The following is a 16,644-nucleotide window of genomic DNA, read 5'->3' as shown; positions in this document are numbered from 1 at the left end:
TGAAGTCGTGCAACCGCGTTGATACTCGGTCACCGAGTGGTGGTACTGTGGATGCAGACAGCGATGTCGAGGCCATCGCGACGCTGCTGGCCGACGACTGCGCGCGGACGATCCTCGAAGCGACCGCCGCGCAACCCCTGTCGGCCGACGAGCTCAGCGACCGCTGTGGCGTGTCGACGCCGACGGTCTACCGCCGCCTCGAGGACCTCCGGGTACACGATCTGGTCACCGAACAGACCCGCGCGGACGCCGACGGCCACCACTACAAAGTCTACACCGCCACCCTCGACCGCGTCGTCGTCGATCTCTCCGCGGACGGCCTCACGATCCGACTGTCCCGACGGGACCGCATGGCCGACCGCTTCACCCAGTTCGTGGAGGACCTCCGATGACTGACCCAGTACTCCAGTTCGCGGCCCGGACGAGCGACCCCGTCTCGTCGACCTTTACCGTCGCCATCGCGGTCCTCGGTCTGCTCGTCGGCTACATCGCCTTCCGGGGGTACCGGCGCAACGAGAGCCTGCCGATGCTGTTCGTCGCGACCGGCTTCCTGCTCACCTTCTGGACCCGTGGCTTCCTGCTCGGCGTCTATCTCGTCCTCGACCGCGTCGGCTCGTTCGCACCCGGGATGCGGACGACCGTCGACGTCGCGCTGTCGCTGGCCGCCGACGGGAGTACGGTCGTCGGACTCCTCTGTCTCCTCTATGGCCTCTGGATGCCGCGCCGCGAGAACTAGTCCGCGATGGCCTCTTCGGAACCCTGGGCCGCGTTCGGATCCTGAATCCAGAGGTCGCCGAACAGGTCGTCTTGCTGGAGGTACACCTGCCCGCGGTGGGAGAGAAAGAGCAGGCCGAGGAACGTCTCGACCCGGGAGCCGCCCGCGTTCTCGATTTCGGCGTAAAGGACTTCCTCACGGCCCGCTTCCCACTGCTCGAGGCAGGCCCCGTACACGTCGTCGATGATCGCGTCGATGTCCTCGCCGTGGGCGGTCCCGGTCACGTCCGCGGCCGTCGGCTCGTCGTCCATCCGGAACTCGTCGCCGCTCCGGTAGTCGAGTTCCTGTGTCCCGCGCTGGTACGTGCTGGGACTGTCGCTCGTGTCGTACTCCCTGGACTCCTTCCACCAGGTGTCCCGTTCGGCTTCCCGGAGGTCCCGGACCAGTTCGTCCAGTGTCTGTGGCATCCCGCGGGCCCGTTTCCGGTCGAGCCGCCGATCCATCTCCTTCTCCAGTGAGGCGAAGGGATCGGCGTCCGAGTCCAGCGGCGTGTCCTCGCCCATCGCCGCCGCCTCCCAGGGCTCGGGTTCCTCCTCTTCGTCCTCGTCGTCGCTCAGCATCGCGTCGCTTTTCATCCGCAGGAGGACGCTCGCGTAGAACAGCGCGCGACCCGACGTCCGGAGGTCGGCCTCGTCCAGTCGGTCGAGGAACTTGTCCGTCACGGTCACGATGTCGATGTCCCAGGGCTCGATCTCGTCGTCCTTGGCGAGCTGGACCAGCACTTCGACGGGTTGCACGTCGTCCTCGTCGTCCTCGCCCGGCGGTTTCGGTCGGTCGACGGCGTGGGCTTCGGCCGCGTCACCGTCCGCGTCCCCGCCTCCGTCGTCACTGCCGCGCATCGACGACGCACCGTCTGGTTTCTCGCCCGCTCGCGGGTCGCTCCGCTCCCCGCTCGCGCTGTCGGAGCCGCTGGGCGGCTCCCGGTCCTCGTGACCAGCGATGTTCAGCGGAATGTCGTCGTCCTCGCCCCGCTCGTCCCCGCTAGTCATCCGCCGGCACCTCCTCGTCGCCGTCGCCACCGACCTCGCTCAGGTCGATGCCGGTCACGGCGGAGATGTTGTCCTCCTGCATCGTGACGCCGATAGCTCGCTCCGAGCGTTCCAGCAGCGCCGAGCGGTGCGAGACCACGACGAACTGCGCGTCACCCGCGAGTTCGTCGACCATCTCGCCGACCATCTCGGCGTTGGCCGCGTCGAGGAAGGCGTCCACCTCGTCCAGCGCGTAGAACGGCGCGGGGTTGTACCGCTGGATGGCGAAGATGAACGCCAGCGCAGTCAGGGACTTCTCCCCGCCGGACATCGCCGCCAGCCGCTGGATCGGTTTGTCCTTGGGCTGGGCTTTCATCGTCAGCCCGCCGTCGAAGGGGTCGTCCTCGTCTTCGAGGTGCAGGGTCCCAGTCCCGTTCGAGAGCCGCTCGAAGATGTCCTCGAACTGCTCGTTGATGCCCTCGTAGGCATCCATGAACGTCTCCTTCTTCCGGGCCTCGTAGGTCTCGATCCGGTCGCGGATGCCGTCGGCCTCCTCGACGAGCGTCCCCTTCTTGTCCTCGAGGTCGTCGAGGTCCGCCTTCACCTCGTCGTACTCCTCGATGGCGAGCATGTTCACCGGTTCGAGCTTCTCCATCTCGGTCTCGAGGCGGTCGATCTCGCGTTCGACCTCGTCGTGGTCGGGCACGTCCTCCGGGTCGTAGTCCCCGACCTGTCCTTCGAGTTCGTCGACCTCCCACTCCAGTCGGTCTTCCTCCTCGCGACAGTCCGCGAGGTCGTCCTCGACGCTGGTGACCTTCGACTGCTGTTCGTCACGAACCTGCTTTGCCTCCTTGAGGTCGTCTTTCAGCTCCTCACGCTCCGCTTTGAGGTCTGCCAGCTCTTCTTCGAGGTCGGCGACCGCCGCCTCTTTCTCTTCGAGCAGTTCCTCCTGCTCGGCGATCTCGGCCTCGAGTTCCTCGATCCGCTCTTCCTGCTCGGCCTTGCGGTTCTGGGCCGCCTCGATGTCGTCGTGGAGTTCCTCGATGGCGTCCTCGGCGTACTGCTTTTCGAGTTGGAGTTCGTTCAGGTCGCCGTCGAGATCGTCGCGCCGGGCTTCGAGGTCGGCGATTGCCTCGCGCACCTCGTCGGCCTGGTTCGTCAGCTTCGGCAGTTCCGAGTCCTCGATCTCGCTCTCCAACTCGACGATCTCGTCCTCGATGGCCTCGATCTCCGCGGTCCGTTCCTCGATCTCGCCTTCGAGTTCGTCCATCCGGTCGGAGACTTCTTCGCGGTCTTTTTCGATTTCGTCGAGTTCGGCCTCCAGCCGTTCGATCCGCTCCTCGGTCTCCTCGCGTTCGGTTTCGAGGGCTTCGATCTCGCTCTCGATCTCCCGGACCTGATCCGCCGCGTCTGATTTCCGGTCGCGGGCGTCGTCCAGCCGGTTCTCCACGTCCCGCAGGTCCGACCGGATCGACTTGCGCTCGTCTTCGAGGTCGTTGATCCGCGCGGCGACGCGTTCGAGCTGGCCCTGCCCGCCCGAGAATGAGTAGCGCGTCCCCTTCGAGGAGCCGCCGGTCATTGCACCCGACTTCTCGACCAAATCTCCTTCGAGGGTAACCATCCGATAGTCGCCCATCAGGTCGCGGGCGGTGTCCATCTCGTCGACGATCAGCGTGTCGCCGAGCACGTACGAGAAGATGCCCGCGTACTCGCTGTCGAAGTCGACCAAGTTGTAGGCGAAGTCGATCACGCCGTCGTGGCTCGGCAGGCTCGACAGCGACCGCTGCTGCATCTTCGTGATCGGCAGGAACGTCGCCCGCCCCGCGTTGCGAGACTTCAGGTACTCGATACAGTGCTGTCCGATGCCGTCGTCGTCGACGACGACGTGTGCCAGTCGCCCGCCCGCGGCCGTCTCACACGCCGTCGCGTACTCGGGATCGACGCCGCCCAACTGGCCGACCGTGCCGTGAACGCCGTCGATCCCGCCGTTGAGGATCGTCGTCACCGCCCGGCCGTACGAGGAATCGCCGTCCTGTCCCGCCTTCGCTTCGAGTTCGGCGTACTCCTGCTGTTTGGCCGAGATCTCGTCCTCGATGTCGTCGAGATCGGACTGCAACTCGCGTTTCTCCTGTTTGAGGTCCTCGACGACGCCCGAGATGGTCGACCGGTTCTCCGCGGCCTTCTCGAGTTCGTCCTCCAGATCGGTGATCTCGGCGTCGATCTCGGGGAGTCGGGCCTCGGCCTCCTCGATGGCCGCCTCTTTCTCGCGTTGCTGGTTCGAGCGCCGGCGCGCCTCGTCCAGCAGCCGGTCCTGCTCGCGCTGGAGGTCGTTTTTCTCGCTCTTTTCGTCCTCGAGGGCGGCCCGTTTCTCGTCGAGTTCGTCTTTGACCTCCTCGAACTCCGCGCCGACCTCCTCGATCTGTTCTTCCAGTCCGGCGAGTTCGTCCTCTTTCTCCTGGATGTCGGCTTTGACGCCGGACTTGGCGACCTTGGTTTCGCGGATGTCGCCCTCCAGGTCGTCGATCTCCTCCTGTTTCCGGTCGATCTGGACGAACGCCTGCCGGCGCTCGTTCTCGGCGTCCTCGATCTTTTCTTCGGCGCTCTCGACGGCGTCTTCCAGCCGAGAGATCTCGCCTTTGACCTCCTCGATCTCGCGTTTGATCCGTAACTGCTCGTCCTCGCCTTTGCGCTCGATCTCGGCGTTGAGGTCTTCGAGGTCCTCTTCGAGGCGGACGACCGTCCCCTGGCGCTCGTCGAGTTCGCGCTGGAGGGTCTCCAGTTCGTCCTCCAGTTCCTCGATCTCCTCTCGGACCGCGTCGAGTTCTGCCCGTTTGTCCTCCAGTTCGGCGGCCTTCCGGTAGGATTCGTACTCTTCCTTCTCGTCGCGGAGCTCCTGATACTCGAGGGCGGTCTCACGTTCGTCTTCGAGCTGGCTCAGCCGATCGCGTTTCTCCTCGATGCGGAGCTGGGCCTCCTCGATGCGTTCCTCGACGACCTCCAGTTCCTCGAAGGCGTCTTCCTTCTTGGCGTCGAACTGGGCGACCCCGGCGATCTCGTCGATGATCTCCCTGCGCGCGTGCGGGGTCATGTTGATGATTTCGGTCACGTCGCCCTGCATGACGACGTTGTACCCCTCGGGCGTGACGCCGGCCTGGGCCAGCAGGTCCTGGATGTCCGAGAGGTTGACCGAACGGCCGTTGATGTAGTAATAGGAGTAGTAGTTGTCCTCGGTCTCTTTGACGCGGCGCTTGATGGAAATCTCCGAACAGTCGCCCACGTCCTCGGTGCCGGCGGCGTTGACGACGGTCCCCCGTTCGAGGGTCCCGTCGGCGTTGTCGAGGATGACTTCGACGCTCGCTTCGCGTTCCTCGTCGCCCTCACGCTCGCCGTCCTGGTGACCGGGATTGTAAATGAGGTCGGTCAGCTTCTCCGCGCGGATGCCCGACGTGCGAGCCAGGCCCAGCGCGAACAGAATCGAGTCGATGATGTTGGATTTGCCCGATCCGTTCGGGCCGCTCACGGTGGTGAAATCCTCGTAAAACGGGATTCGCGTCTTCCGGCCGAAACTCTTGAAATTGTCGAGGACGAGCTCTTTGATGTGCATGGGGGTGCTCGTGGCCGGAGCCCGTCAGGCGACGATGATGTCGCTGCCCTCTGACTCCGTCTCGTCTTCCGCCTCGGCGGCCTCGGATTTAGGCGTGTCGGCCGGCTCCGCGTCCGCGGCCGGCTCGGGCTCCGGTTCCGGCTCCGACTCGGCCGCCGCGTCGTCGGCCTCGCGTTCCGCCGGGGCCGTCGACGACCCGACGCCGCTCCCGTCGATGGTGTCCAGTCCGACCTGGTCGTCGACGACGTTCTCTAGCTCGCGAATACGGACCTTGCACTCGACGAGTTCGTCGGTCAGGCCGTCGACCGTCGCCTCAAGCTCGTTTACGCGCGATTCGAGTTCCTCGACGCGATTGCCGCTCGCCATAGAGACATAGCCCGTCCCCGCCGGCATAAAGTTACGTCAGACATTCACATAGCTTCTGATAAGAACGGGCCTGGTGAAAACGGTCGGCACGGGTCGGCAGGCGTGTCCGTCAATCGTCGTCGGTCTCGACGGTGATCGGTTCGTCCGGCTCCTCGGCTGCCTCGGCCTCCTCGTCCTCGCTAGCTCGATCTTCCAGCAGGAGGCCGACACCGCCGGCCGCGAGCATCCCGACCCCAGCGGCGCGGACCGAGCGGACGTACCACGGTTTCGGCTTCAGTTCGCCGGTGTTCTCGAAGGCCAGGCCCCACAGCTTGGCGTTGAGCTGGATACTCCGTTTCGGGCTGGCGGCGGCCAGCAGGCCCTGGACGAGCAGCCAGCCGTAACTCAGGCGGCGCAGTTTCTCGGTGACCATACCGGTACGTGGGCGAGGACGGACAAGAAAGGTGCGTCTCCGGCCGTCCGCGGCGCGGCGACGCCAGCACTCGCCCGGGTCGTTAGCCTTTAGCCGTCCGCTCACGAACCGCGAGTAATGACTGCACAGGCTGCCGAAACGGGGGATCTCGTCGCCGTCATCGGGCTGGAAGTCCACGTCCAGCTGGAGACGGCGACGAAGATCTTCTGTGGCTGTTCGACCGACGTGGGCGACGACGAGCCGAACACCCACACCTGCCCCGTCTGTCTCGGTCTCCCCGGTGCCCTGCCGGTCCTCAACGAGGGGGCCGTCGAGGCCGCGGTCAAGGTGGGGAAGGCCATCGACGCCGAGATTCCCGAGGAAACGACGTTCCACCGGAAGAACTACTACTACCCGGACCTGCCCAAGAACTTCCAGATCACCCAGTACGACGCGCCGATCTGTCAGAACGGGGCACTGGAGTTCAGCGTCGACGGCCGTCGCCGGAGCGTCGACATCCGGCGGGCCCACCTCGAAGAGGATCCCGGGAGCATCAAGCACGTCCGCGAGGGCACGGAGGGGCTGGAGAGCCGCACCGTCTCCATCGAGCGTGCCGACTACACCCTGATCGACTACAACCGCGCCGGCACGCCGCTGATGGAGGTCGTCACCGAACCGGACTTCCGGGACCCCGCCGAGGTCCGGAAGTTCCTCGAAAAACTCGAAGAAGTCCTCGAGTACCTCGGCGTGTTCGATCCCGGCCGTGACGGGTCGCTCCGGATCGACGCCAACCTCTCGATGGTCCCCGCCGAGGAAGTCGACGAGGACGGCGAGATTCCCGAGGACGTGCTGGAAGCCGCCAACCGCACGGAGGTCAAGAACATCTCCAGCCACAAGGGCGCGGAGAAGGCCCTGGCCTTCGAGAAGTCCCGGCAGAAGAAACTCGTCGAGTCGGGCCGCGCGGTCGAGCAGGAGACGCGCCACTTCAACGAGACCCACGGCAACACGGTCTCGATGCGCTCGAAGGAAGAGGAGAAAGACTACCGGTACTTCCGGGAGGCCGACCTCCCGCCGCTCCAGGTGGCCGACTGGAAGGAGCGAATCGCCATCCCCGAACTGCCCGACGCCCGCCGCGAGCGCTTCGCGGCCGAGTACGGCCTCAGCGACGAGGCGGCCTCGAAACTCACCAGCACGAAGCAGGTCGCGGACTTCTTCGAGGACGTGGCCGAGGAGTTCGATCCCGACCTCGCGGCGACGTGGGTCGCGGACAACCTGCTGGGCGAACTGAACTACCGCGACATGGCGATCACGGACATCGACGACCGCTTCGACGAGGTCATGCGCCTGGTCGAACTCGTCGCCGAGGACGAGATCACCGCCAAGAACGCCCGCGAGACGGTCCTCCGGACGATGCTCGACGAGGGGAACGCTCCCGATACCGTCGTCGAGGACGCGGACCTGGGCAAGACCAGCGGCGACGAGGTGGCCGCCGCGGTCACCGCGGCTATCGACGAGAATCCCGGTGCAGTCGAGGACTATCACGACGGGGACGACAACGCCATCAACTTCCTCGTCGGCCAGGTGATGCAGAAGACTGGTGGCAGTGCCGACCCGGGCGACGTGAACCAGTTGTTGCGGGAAGAGCTAGAGGGGTAGGACCGACGAGGTCCGGAGAGCCGAGTCGGCTGGTTCGCCAGAACTCTCACTCGGCACCGTCGGTCAGGGCCTCGGTTGCGGCGTCCCGCACTCGTTCGTCGGCGTGACGCTCGCTGGCCTTCCGGAGACCAGCGCGCGCCGTCTCGTTGTCGACGTGGCCGAGCAGGGCGGCGGCCTGCCCGCTGACGGAGATCGCGTCGTCGTCGAGCGCGGTCACGAGAATGTCCGTCCGGGCCGCGTCGAGGGACGCCAGATCACGCGTCGCCACACCCCGGGAGATCGCCGAGAGGAGGTACTCCCGGGCCAACTCGTCGTCCTCGGTCCCCGCGTCGCCCTCGTTCGTGGCAGCGACGGCGTCGAACAGTGCCTCGACCTGTGCCGGCGCGAACTCGTAGGTGATCCGCCCGAGCGCGTGATAGAGGCCGACTGCGCCGGCGGCGCGGACGCCGGGGTCGTCGGCGAGCGCGTAGGGGAGTACGTCGTCGACGACCGTCGCGTCGGTCGTGACCGTCAGCGCCTCTGCGGCCGCGAGCCGGACCGACCGCTCGGGGTCGTCCAGACACTCGATCAGCGGGTCGGCGGCGACGAGTTCGTGGTAGACCTCGACCGAGCCCAGCACTTCCGCGGCGGTGGTCCGCACGAGCGGGGACTCGTCGTCGAGTGCCGCGAGGACGTCCTCGGTCGCGTCGTGGCCGTGAGCCAGCGGATCGCGCCCGATCTCACGGAGGCGGTCGGCCCGGGTCTCGGGATCGGCCGGTCTGTCATCGTCCGATCCCAGCCACGACAGCAGGCGGCGGAGCATCGGTCTACTCTGGCGGCCGAGAACGGATAAGCGTTGAACCTGCCCGCTCGCCGGCGCGCGAACGCGCGTACCCGCGCAGTCCAGCGATTTCCCGGCTCACTGGGACGAAAGCTTCAAAGCCTGTGTGCGCTTAGAGCCTGGCGAATGACCACCCACGCACCGGGAGGTGGGCCGCCGTGGAGTTGATAATCACGGAGAAGGACAACGCCGCGCGGCGCATCGCCGAAATCCTCAGCGAGGACAGCGCCGAGGTCGACCGCCGGAACGGCGTCAACGTCTACCGCTGGGGCGACAAGCGTGTCGTCGGGCTGTCGGGCCACGTCGTCGGCGTCGACTTCCCGCCGGAGTACTCGGATTGGCGCGACGTGGAACCCGTCGAGTTGATCGACGCCGAGATCACCAAGTCCGCGACCAAGGAGAACATCGTCCGCACGCTCCGCCAGCTCGCGGGCCGGGCCGACGAGGCCGTCATCGCGACCGACTACGACCGCGAGGGCGAGTTGATCGGCAAGGAAGCCTACGAGATCATCCGCGACGAGACCGACGTGCCGATCAAGCGGGTCCGGTTCTCCTCGATCACCGAGCGCGAAGTCAAAGACGCCTTCGCCGAGCCCGACGATCTGGACTTCGACCTGGCGGCGGCGGGCGAGGCCCGCCAGATCATCGACCTGATCTGGGGCGCGGCGCTCACCCGATTCCTCTCGCTGTCGGCCCGGCAACTGGGTGACGACTTCATTTCCGTCGGGCGGGTGCAGTCGCCGACGCTGAAGCTGATCGTCGACCGCGAGCGCGAGATCGAGGCCTTCGAGCCCGACGACTACTGGGAACTGTTCGCCGACCTCACGGAGGACAGCCAGTCCTTCGAGGCCCAGTACTTCTACGACGACGACGGCAAAGAGGCCGAACGCGTCTGGGACGAGGACGCCGCCGAGGACGCCCACGAGCGGTTGCTGGCGGCGAAAAGCGCGACCGTCACCGAAGTCCGACGGCGCACCCGGACCGACGACCCGCCCGCGCCGTTCAACACCACGGCGTTCATCAGCGCCGCGGGTTCGCTGGGCTACTCCGCCCAGCGCGCGATGAGCATCGCCGAGGAGCTGTACACCGCGGGCTACATCACGTACCCGCGCACGGACAACACGGTGTACCCCGAGGATCTGGACCCCGAGGAACTGCTGGGCGCGTTCACCGATACCGGTGCCTTCGGCGAGGACGCGGCCGGTCTGCTCAACCTCGACGAGATCGAGCCCACGCGGGGCGACGAGGAGACGACCGACCACCCGCCGATCCACCCGACGGGCGAACTCCCCAACCGGAGCGAACTCGACGATGACGAGTGGGAGGTCTACGAACTGATCGTCCGCCGGTTCTTCGCGACCGTCGCGGAACCGGCCACCTGGGAACACCTGCGTGTGGTCGCCGACGCCAACGGCTGCCAGTTGAAGGCCAACGGCAAGCGCCTCGTCGAACCGGGCTATCACGCGGTCTACCCCTACTCCAGCGCGAGCGAGAACTTCGTGCCCGACGTGGAGGAGGGCGCGGAACTCGCCGTCTCCGACGTGGAACTGGCGGCCAAGCAGACCCAGCCGCCCCGTCGCTACGGCCAGTCACGGCTGATCGAGCGCATGGAGGATCTCGGCCTCGGAACGAAGTCGACGCGACACAACACGATCGAGAAGCTGTACGACCGGGGCTACATCGAGCAGGATCCGCCGCGGCCGACGACGCTGGCCAAAGCCGTCGTCGAGGCCGCCGAGGAGTTCGCCGACCACGTCGTCAGCGAGGAGATGACCGCCGAACTCGAAGCCGACATGGCGGCCATCGCCAGCGGCGAGGCGACGCTGGACGACGTGACCGAGGAGTCACGGGAGATGCTCGAACGCGTGTTCGAGGAACTCCACGAGTCCCGCGAGGAGGTCGGCGACCACCTCCAGCAGTCGCTGAAGGCCGACCGCACGCTGGGCCCCTGCCCGGAGAGCGACCACGACCTGTTGATCCGGCAGAGTCGCCACGGCTCCCACTTCGTGGGCTGTGACGGCTTCCCGGACTGTCGATACACCCTCCCCCTGCCGAGTACGGGCCAGCCACAGGTGCTGGACGAGGAGTGTGAGGAACACGGGCTCCGGCACGTCAAGATGCTCGCGGGGCGGGACACGTTCGTCCACGGTTGTCCCCAGTGTGCGGCCGACGAGGCCGACGAGAGCGAGGACGAAGTGATCGGTGACTGTCCCGAATGCGGTGCTGACGAAGGAGGCGACCTGGCGATCAAACAGCTCCGCAACGGCTCGCGGCTGGTCGGGTGTACGCGCTACCCCGACTGTGAGTACTCCCTGCCGCTCCCGCGCCGGGGCGAGATCGAGGTGACCGACGAGCGCTGTGACGAGCACGACCTGCCCGAGTTGATCGTCCACAACGGCGACGACCCGTGGGAACTGGGCTGTCCGATCTGTAACTACCAGGAGTACCAGGCCCGGCAGGCGGTCGACGATCTGGTGGATCTGGACGGACTGGGCGAGCGCACGGCCGAGAAACTGGCCGAGGCCGACATCGAGACGCTGGCGGACCTGGAGACCGTCGACCCCGACGAGGTCGCGACGACGGTGCAGGGGGTCAGCGCCGACCAGATCCGGGAGTGGCAACAGCAGGCGGGCGCGGAAGCCGCGGACTGACTGCTTTTCCGAAGTAGTTTTCACGGTCGGTCGGAATGCCCCGGTATGAGCGGGCCATGGACGGAGTGGGATCACGTTTTGAAGATCGACCCGGACAAGTCGCTGGTCGACGGTGAGACGTTCGAGGACGTGGCGGCGACCGGGACCGACGCCATCGAGGTGGGCGGCACTACCGGGATGACCGAAGAGAAGATGCAGCGGGTCGTCGAGGCCTGCGGGAAGTACGACATCCCGCTGTACATCGAGCCGTCCAACCCGTCTTCGGTCGTCCACAGCGACGCCCACGACGGCTATCTCGTCCCAATCGTGCTGAACGCCGGCGACGTGACGTGGACGACCGGCGCGCACAAGGAGTGGGTCCGACTGGACGACGACATCGACTGGTCGCGTACCTGGACGGAAGCGTACATCGTCCTCAACCCCGAAGCCTCCGTGGCGACCTACACCGGGGCCAACTGCGAGCAGGACGCCGACGACGTGGCCGCCTACGCCGAGGTCGCCGAGCAGATGTTCGGCCAGGAGATCGTCTACGTCGAGTACTCCGGCACGCTGGGCGACCCCTCGAAGGTCCGGGCGGCCAGCGAGGCGCTGGACGAGGCCACGCTGTTCTACGGCGGCGGCATCCACGACTACGACTCGGCCCACCAGATGGCCCAGGAGGCAGACGTGGTGATCGTGGGCGATCTCGTCCACGACGAGGGTGTCGGCGCCGTCCGCGAGACCGTCGAAGGCGCGCGAGACGCGAACTGATCATCCTCGCTCTCCGTCCGGCCCGCCCGTTTCGTCCCCGTCGTCGCCGTCATCGAGCGGCCGTAACGGCGTCACCTGCGGGCCGTGGTCGGTCGTCGCGACCGCGGCGTCGACGCCGAACACGTCGGCCAGCAACTCTTCGGTGACGACCGCCTCCGGCGGACCGCGGGCGGAGACCGACCCGTCTTCGAGCGCGACGACGTGATCGGCGTACTGGGCCGCCTGCTCGATATCGTGGAGCACGAGCACCACGGTCGTCTCGCTCTCGTCGCGGAGGCGTTCGACGATTGCCATCACCTGCAACTGGTGGCGCAGGTCGAGGAACGTCGTCGGTTCGTCGAGCAGGAGGACGTCGGTCTCCTGGGCCAGCGCCATCGCGATCCAGGCCAACTGCTGTTGGCCGCCGCTTAACTGGCCGACCTCGCGGTCCCGGAGGTGATCGACACCGGCCAGCGAGATGGCGCGGTCGATGGCGTCCCAGTCCGCGTCGGTCAGCGCCTCGAACGCGCCGCGGTGGGGGTAGCGACCGTGTGCGACCAGTTTCTCGACGGTGATGCTGTTGGGCGCGGTGCTGTCCTGGGAGAGCAAGCCGAGTTTCCGGGCGAGCCGCTTCGTCCCGAGTTCGTGGACCGCCGCGCCGTCGACCCGGACGGTGCCCCGATCAAGCGACAACTGGTCGGCCAGCCCCTTCAGCAGGGTACTCTTGCCGCTGCCGTTCGGGCCGACCAGCGCGGTCACCTCGCCCGGCGGGACGCGGATCGACTCCCCGTCGATCACCGGCTCGTCGGTGTTGGGATAGCCGATCACGAGGTCGTCGCCGCTGAACTCGCTCGCACCGGTCCCGTCGCTGGCGTTCGCGGGGCTGTCGTCCGCATCGTCGTCCGCTGTGCTGTCGTCGTCCCGGCCGAGGATCGAGCCCACGCCGCCGTCCGTGGCGAAGCCGCGCTCACCCATCAGATCTCACCCAGGCTCTCCTGCCTGCGCATCAGGTAGAGGAAGTACGGGCCGCCAACGAGGCCGGTGACGATGCCGACGGGGATCTGCGCGGGGCTCAGCGCGAGTCGCGCGCCCACGTCGGCGGCGACCAGCAGCGCGGGGCCGGCGAACAGACAGCCGATCAGCAGCTTCCGGTAGTCGCTGCCGACGACGTTGCGGACGACGTGGGGCACGATCAGGCCGACGAAGCTGACGATGCCGGCGACGGCGATGCTCGCCGCGGCCAGCAGGACCGCGACGGCCGACAGGCCAAACCGCATCCGTTCGACGCGCATCCCCAGGGACTTCGCCGTGCTCTCGCCCAGCAGGAGGACGTTCAGCTGTCTGGCGCTCGCGATCGCAAGCGCCAGCCCGAAGACGGTCCAGGGAATCGCGATCCGGACCTGTTCCCAGTCGACGCCGGTCAGCGAGCCCGTCGTCCACTGGATGGCCGACTGGACCACGCCGATGTTGTCGGCGAAGAAGAACATCGCGGTCTGGAGTGAGCCGAAGACGGTGCTGACGATGACGCCCGCGAGGACCAGCCGTACGGGCGAGGTCCCGTTCTTCCAGGCGATGGCGTAGACCAGCAGGAAGGCGGCGATCCCGCCGACCGCGGCGATCACGGGCAGGAGCGCGGACAGCCCCAGCGTGATCTCGGTGACGACCAGCGGCACGACCAGTGTGACGCCGGCGAAGGCCACGAGTGTCAGCAGGATCGCCAGCCCCGCGCCCGAGGACACGCCGAGGATGAACGGGCTCGCGAGTTCGTTCCGGGTCACCGCCTGGAAGACCGCGCCCGAGACTGCGAGGTTCATGCCGACCAGAACCGCGACCAGCACCCGGGGGAGACGGATGTTCCAGACGATCAGACTCTCGGTGCGCATCTCGGGGACGGCCTCGCCCAGCAGGAACGCGTCCCAGGCCTGCGGATCGAACAGGACGTTCGGGTTGACCACCGCCGCCCAGGCCTGCCCGATGGTCATCTCGTAGGCGCCCAGACTGACCTGGACGAGTCCCGCGCCGACGACGATGGCCGTACTCCCGAAGATCAGGGCGAGCAACGAGGCGTCGAGCCACGCGAACCGTCGGACGAGCCGGCCCGTGAGGCCGGCGTTCGCGCCAGTCTCGCGCGCTCGCCACGGCGTCAGCCGCTCGGTGAGACTCCGAGTCCCGTCCTCGCTCGCCCGTTCGTCTTCGGTCATCGGGGACGGTCACCCCCCCGACCGTGGCCCGTCGATCCCGGTGGTCTCTCGGGTCTCATCGGCGAGGGTGTCGCCACAGTTGATTTGGCCGCCATCTCGTTTTAGGCATACCTAAACACTGGTTTAGTGGTTTCGGTTCGCCTAAAACACGGTCGGGCGACCGGGGACCAACCGCGTCCGGTCACTCCCGGGCGGTCGGCGGGTCGGCGGCCGCAATCGGGCCGGCCGGACGGGGGCGATGGCCGGACGTTTCGGCTCAGAAGACGATGCGCTCGATCGTTCGACGGAAGACGCCGGGCCGCTCGGACCGGGCGGGCTGGATCTGGACGGCCGTGCAGTCGACGCTGTCGACGATCCAGTCGGCCGGTCGGCCGAACAGGTTGCTTCGGAGGCGACCGCCGTCGGTCCCGATGACCAGCACGTCGGTGGGGTCGGTCGCGGACACGAAGTCCCGCGTGGGGTCGTCGCTCTCCACGACCGAGCGATACACCGGGACCGAACAGAGTTCCTCCAGTTCCGCGAGGTACTCGTCGAGCGTCTCGCGCTGGGTCTCGGTCGCGCTCCCGTCCACGGGATAGCGCAGGTCGATGCGCGATCCGGTCTCGCTCGCCAGGGCGTTGGCGATGGCGATCTTCTGGGGGTCGAACGGGCCCCGATCCGTCACGACGGTGATCGAGTGGATGTCCGCGAGGTCGCGCTCTTCGATCAGCAACACGTCACAGGGGGCGTTTCGCGTGACCCACTCGACGCCCGTGCCGAAGACCGACGCGTACAGCGGGTCGTCCTCGCGCTCGAGCAGGAGGAAGTCGGCGTTCTCGTCCTCGGCGAAGTTGACGACCGCGCGCTCGGCGTCGTGGCTGACGATCTCGCCGTACTGGATCGGCACGTCGAACTCCTCGGTGAGTTCGGCCGTGCGTCGCTCGAAGTCCTCGTCCGACGCCGACATCGTCTCGGAGGCGTGGCCGAGTGGGGCCTGGTCGGGCACCTCGTCGAACTGGACGACGGTGACGCTCCCGTCGTTCTTCCGGGCGATGTCGGCGGCGATCCGGACCAGCGAGCGCTCGCGGTCCGCGCTCGTGTCCTCGGTGATCGCGACCAGCACCTCGTACCCCTCGATCTCCTCGAAGGTCGACTTCGTGCGTTCGATGGCCTCCTGTCCGATCGCCCGGCGGAGCACGTCCGTCGCCGCTCCCTCACGCTCTACCCGCTCGCGGGCGTAGTAGAAGTACCACAGGATCGACCCGACGGTGATGACGACCGCTCCGATCAGCGGAACCGTTCCCATGAAGCCGATGAGCGCGAGGCCGCCGGCGATCCCGGCGATCTGGGTCCAGGGGTACAGCGGCGACTCGAAACTGGGGTCGTACTCGCCCACGTCGCCCTCGCGGAAGGCCACGACCGCACCGTTGACCAGGGCAAAGACGACGATCTGGAAGGCACTCGCCAGTTTCGCGATCTCCTCGATGGGGACGAACGCGATGAGCACGAGCATGACGACCCCGGTGAGCGTGATCGCCTTCGAGGGGGTCCCCCACGACTCGTGGATCTCGGTCAGCGACGGCGGTGCGAGTTTGTCCCGGGCCATCGCGAAGGGGTATCGCGACGAAGAGAGAATGCCAGCGTTGGCGGTACTGATGAGCGCGAGGACGGCTGCGACGATGACGGCGACCACGCCGGGGAACGCCAGCGTCGCCTCGGCCGCGTTGATCATCGGCACCGCCGAATCGCTCAGCACGTTCGGCGGCGTCACGCCGACCATGACGACGACGATGAGGACGTACAACAGCGTCGTGAACCCGAGCGAGACGAGGATTCCCAGCGGGATGTTCCGGTCGGGGTCCTCGATCTCCTCGGCGATACTCGCCACCTTGGTCACCCCGGCGTAGGAGACGAACACCAGTCCGGTCGCGGCGAGCAACCCGCCGGTCCCTTTCTCGAAGAATCCGCCGTAGTACCTCCCGGTCGTACTCGGCAGGCCGGAGACGACGAACCACACCATCGCCAGGAGCATCACGACGACGATGCCGATCTGGAGCCGGCCGGTCTGTTTCGCGCCGACGAGGTTGACGACGATCAGGAGCGCCGCCAGCGCGAGCGCGACCGGTTTGATCGGGAGATCGAACAGGTACAGCAGGTACGGGACGCCGCCGATGAGCGCGAACGCGCCTTTGAACGCCAGCGAGAACCACGTCCCGACGCCGGCGATGGTGCCGAGGAGGGGCCCCATGCCACGCTCGATGTAGATGTACGTCCCGCCGGCCTCGGGCATCGCCGTCGCCATCTCGGCTTTGCTCAGGGCGGCGGGCAAGACGAGGATTCCGGCGACCAGATACGCCAGGATGACCGCCGGGCCGGCCGTCTTCAGCGCGAGGCCGGGCAGGATGAAGATGCCGCTCCCGACCATCGCACCGACGCTGATCGCGATCACCGCAGGCAGTCCGAGGTCACGTTCGAGTTCTTTTGGCATTGTATAATAGAGAAAT

The 16,644-nt window shown here is 67.0% G+C and carries 13 protein-coding genes; 5 read left to right on the top strand and 8 right to left on the bottom strand.

Annotated features, from left to right (window positions below; translation table 11 throughout):
* The first annotated feature begins 47 nt into the window (after positions 1–47).
* Both MU521_RS03715 and MU521_RS03710 read left to right on the top strand, forming a co-directional pair.
* Entirely contained in the window at positions 48–392 is a 345-nt protein-coding gene (locus MU521_RS03715; RefSeq protein ID WP_092689917.1) for an ArsR/SmtB family transcription factor, read from the top strand.
* Complete coding sequence (locus MU521_RS03710; RefSeq protein ID WP_092689914.1) at positions 389–736, top strand: hypothetical protein; 348 nt, start codon at positions 389–391, stop codon at positions 734–736. Before MU521_RS03715 ends, MU521_RS03710 begins: the two co-directional genes overlap by 4 nt.
* Here the strand turns inward: MU521_RS03710 and MU521_RS03705 are convergent.
* The 4 genes from MU521_RS03705 to MU521_RS03690 all read right to left on the bottom strand — a co-directional run bounded on the left by MU521_RS03705 (position 733) and on the right by MU521_RS03690 (position 6,125).
* Positions 733–1,764, bottom strand: a complete 1,032-nt coding sequence (locus MU521_RS03705; RefSeq protein ID WP_092689911.1) for a segregation/condensation protein A — start codon at positions 1,762–1,764, stop codon at positions 733–735. The two genes, MU521_RS03710 and MU521_RS03705, sit on opposite strands and share 4 nt — an antisense overlap.
* The gene (gene smc, locus MU521_RS03700; RefSeq protein ID WP_092689908.1) at positions 1,757–5,347 is read right to left on the bottom strand and encodes a chromosome segregation protein SMC; all 3,591 of its coding nucleotides are present in this window, start codon (positions 5,345–5,347) and stop codon (positions 1,757–1,759) included. The genes MU521_RS03705 and smc overlap by 8 nt, the downstream gene beginning before the upstream one ends.
* Before the next feature lie 24 nt (positions 5,348–5,371).
* Complete coding sequence (locus MU521_RS03695) at positions 5,372–5,713, bottom strand: DUF7518 family protein (RefSeq protein ID WP_092689905.1); 342 nt, start codon at positions 5,711–5,713, stop codon at positions 5,372–5,374.
* A 109-nt stretch (positions 5,714–5,822) separates the two neighbouring features.
* Positions 5,823–6,125 carry a DUF6199 family natural product biosynthesis protein gene (locus MU521_RS03690; protein WP_092689903.1) on the bottom strand — a complete coding sequence of 101 codons (303 nt, stop codon included), beginning with the start codon at positions 6,123–6,125 and terminating at the stop codon, positions 5,823–5,825.
* 117 nt (positions 6,126–6,242) lie between these two features.
* Between MU521_RS03690 and gatB the strand changes: the two genes are divergently transcribed.
* The gene (gene gatB / locus MU521_RS03685) at positions 6,243–7,760 is read left to right on the top strand and encodes an Asp-tRNA(Asn)/Glu-tRNA(Gln) amidotransferase subunit GatB (protein ID WP_092689900.1); all 1,518 of its coding nucleotides are present in this window, start codon (positions 6,243–6,245) and stop codon (positions 7,758–7,760) included.
* A 46-nt stretch (positions 7,761–7,806) separates the two neighbouring features.
* Here the strand turns inward: gatB and MU521_RS03680 are convergent, their stop codons facing one another.
* The gene (locus MU521_RS03680) at positions 7,807–8,562 is read right to left on the bottom strand and encodes a HEAT repeat domain-containing protein (RefSeq protein WP_092689897.1); all 756 of its coding nucleotides are present in this window, start codon (positions 8,560–8,562) and stop codon (positions 7,807–7,809) included.
* A 176-nt stretch (positions 8,563–8,738) separates the two neighbouring features.
* On the opposite strand from MU521_RS03680, the gene MU521_RS03675 reads away from it, so the two are divergent.
* Complete coding sequence (locus MU521_RS03675; RefSeq protein WP_092689894.1) at positions 8,739–11,231, top strand: DNA topoisomerase I; 2,493 nt, start codon at positions 8,739–8,741, stop codon at positions 11,229–11,231.
* 45 nt (positions 11,232–11,276) lie between these two features.
* Complete coding sequence (locus tag MU521_RS03670; protein ID WP_092689891.1) at positions 11,277–11,981, top strand: phosphoglycerol geranylgeranyltransferase; 705 nt, start codon at positions 11,277–11,279, stop codon at positions 11,979–11,981.
* On the opposite strand, the gene MU521_RS03665 is transcribed toward MU521_RS03670, so the two are convergent.
* From MU521_RS03665 to MU521_RS03655, 3 genes are all read right to left on the bottom strand, one after another.
* Positions 11,982–12,935, bottom strand: coding sequence for an ABC transporter ATP-binding protein (locus MU521_RS03665; protein WP_092689889.1), 954 nt, complete (start codon positions 12,933–12,935; stop codon positions 11,982–11,984).
* Positions 12,935–14,161, bottom strand: coding sequence for a FecCD family ABC transporter permease (locus MU521_RS03660; RefSeq protein WP_092689887.1), 1,227 nt, complete (start codon positions 14,159–14,161; stop codon positions 12,935–12,937). The genes MU521_RS03665 and MU521_RS03660 overlap by 1 nt, the downstream gene beginning before the upstream one ends.
* Positions 14,162–14,417: 256 nt before the next feature.
* Positions 14,418–16,628 (bottom strand): amino acid permease, encoded by a 2,211-nt coding sequence (locus tag MU521_RS03655; protein WP_092689883.1) that lies wholly within the window; start codon positions 16,626–16,628, stop codon positions 14,418–14,420.
* Positions 16,629–16,644 lie beyond the last annotated feature (16 nt).

The organism is Halorientalis regularis, assembly GCF_023698535.1.
Lineage (GTDB): Archaea > Halobacteriota > Halobacteria > Halobacteriales > Haloarculaceae > Halorientalis > Halorientalis regularis.
Note: the sequence above shows the minus strand (reverse complement) of the source record. Positions and strands in the feature narration are given on the sequence as shown.

Excerpts from the sequence above, each read along its gene's own strand:
- gatB (WP_092689900.1), top strand. The coding sequence starts at position 6,243 with ATGACTGCACAGGCTGCCGAAACGGGGGATCTCGTCGCCGTCATCGGG.
- MU521_RS03680 (WP_092689897.1), bottom strand. The coding sequence starts at position 8,562 with ATGCTCCGCCGCCTGCTGTCGTGGCTGGGATCGGACGATGACAGACCG.
- MU521_RS03690 (WP_092689903.1), bottom strand. The coding sequence starts at position 6,125 with ATGGTCACCGAGAAACTGCGCCGCCTGAGTTACGGCTGGCTGCTCGTC.
- MU521_RS03695 (WP_092689905.1), bottom strand. The coding sequence starts at position 5,713 with ATGGCGAGCGGCAATCGCGTCGAGGAACTCGAATCGCGCGTAAACGAG.
- MU521_RS03665 (WP_092689889.1), bottom strand. The coding sequence starts at position 12,935 with ATGGGTGAGCGCGGCTTCGCCACGGACGGCGGCGTGGGCTCGATCCTC.
- MU521_RS03660 (WP_092689887.1), bottom strand. The coding sequence starts at position 14,161 with ATGACCGAAGACGAACGGGCGAGCGAGGACGGGACTCGGAGTCTCACC.
- smc (WP_092689908.1), bottom strand. The coding sequence starts at position 5,347 with ATGCACATCAAAGAGCTCGTCCTCGACAATTTCAAGAGTTTCGGCCGG.
- MU521_RS03670 (WP_092689891.1), top strand. The coding sequence starts at position 11,277 with ATGAGCGGGCCATGGACGGAGTGGGATCACGTTTTGAAGATCGACCCG.
- MU521_RS03710 (WP_092689914.1), top strand. The coding sequence starts at position 389 with ATGACTGACCCAGTACTCCAGTTCGCGGCCCGGACGAGCGACCCCGTC.
- MU521_RS03655 (WP_092689883.1), bottom strand. The coding sequence starts at position 16,628 with ATGCCAAAAGAACTCGAACGTGACCTCGGACTGCCTGCGGTGATCGCG.
- MU521_RS03705 (WP_092689911.1), bottom strand. The coding sequence starts at position 1,764 with ATGACTAGCGGGGACGAGCGGGGCGAGGACGACGACATTCCGCTGAAC.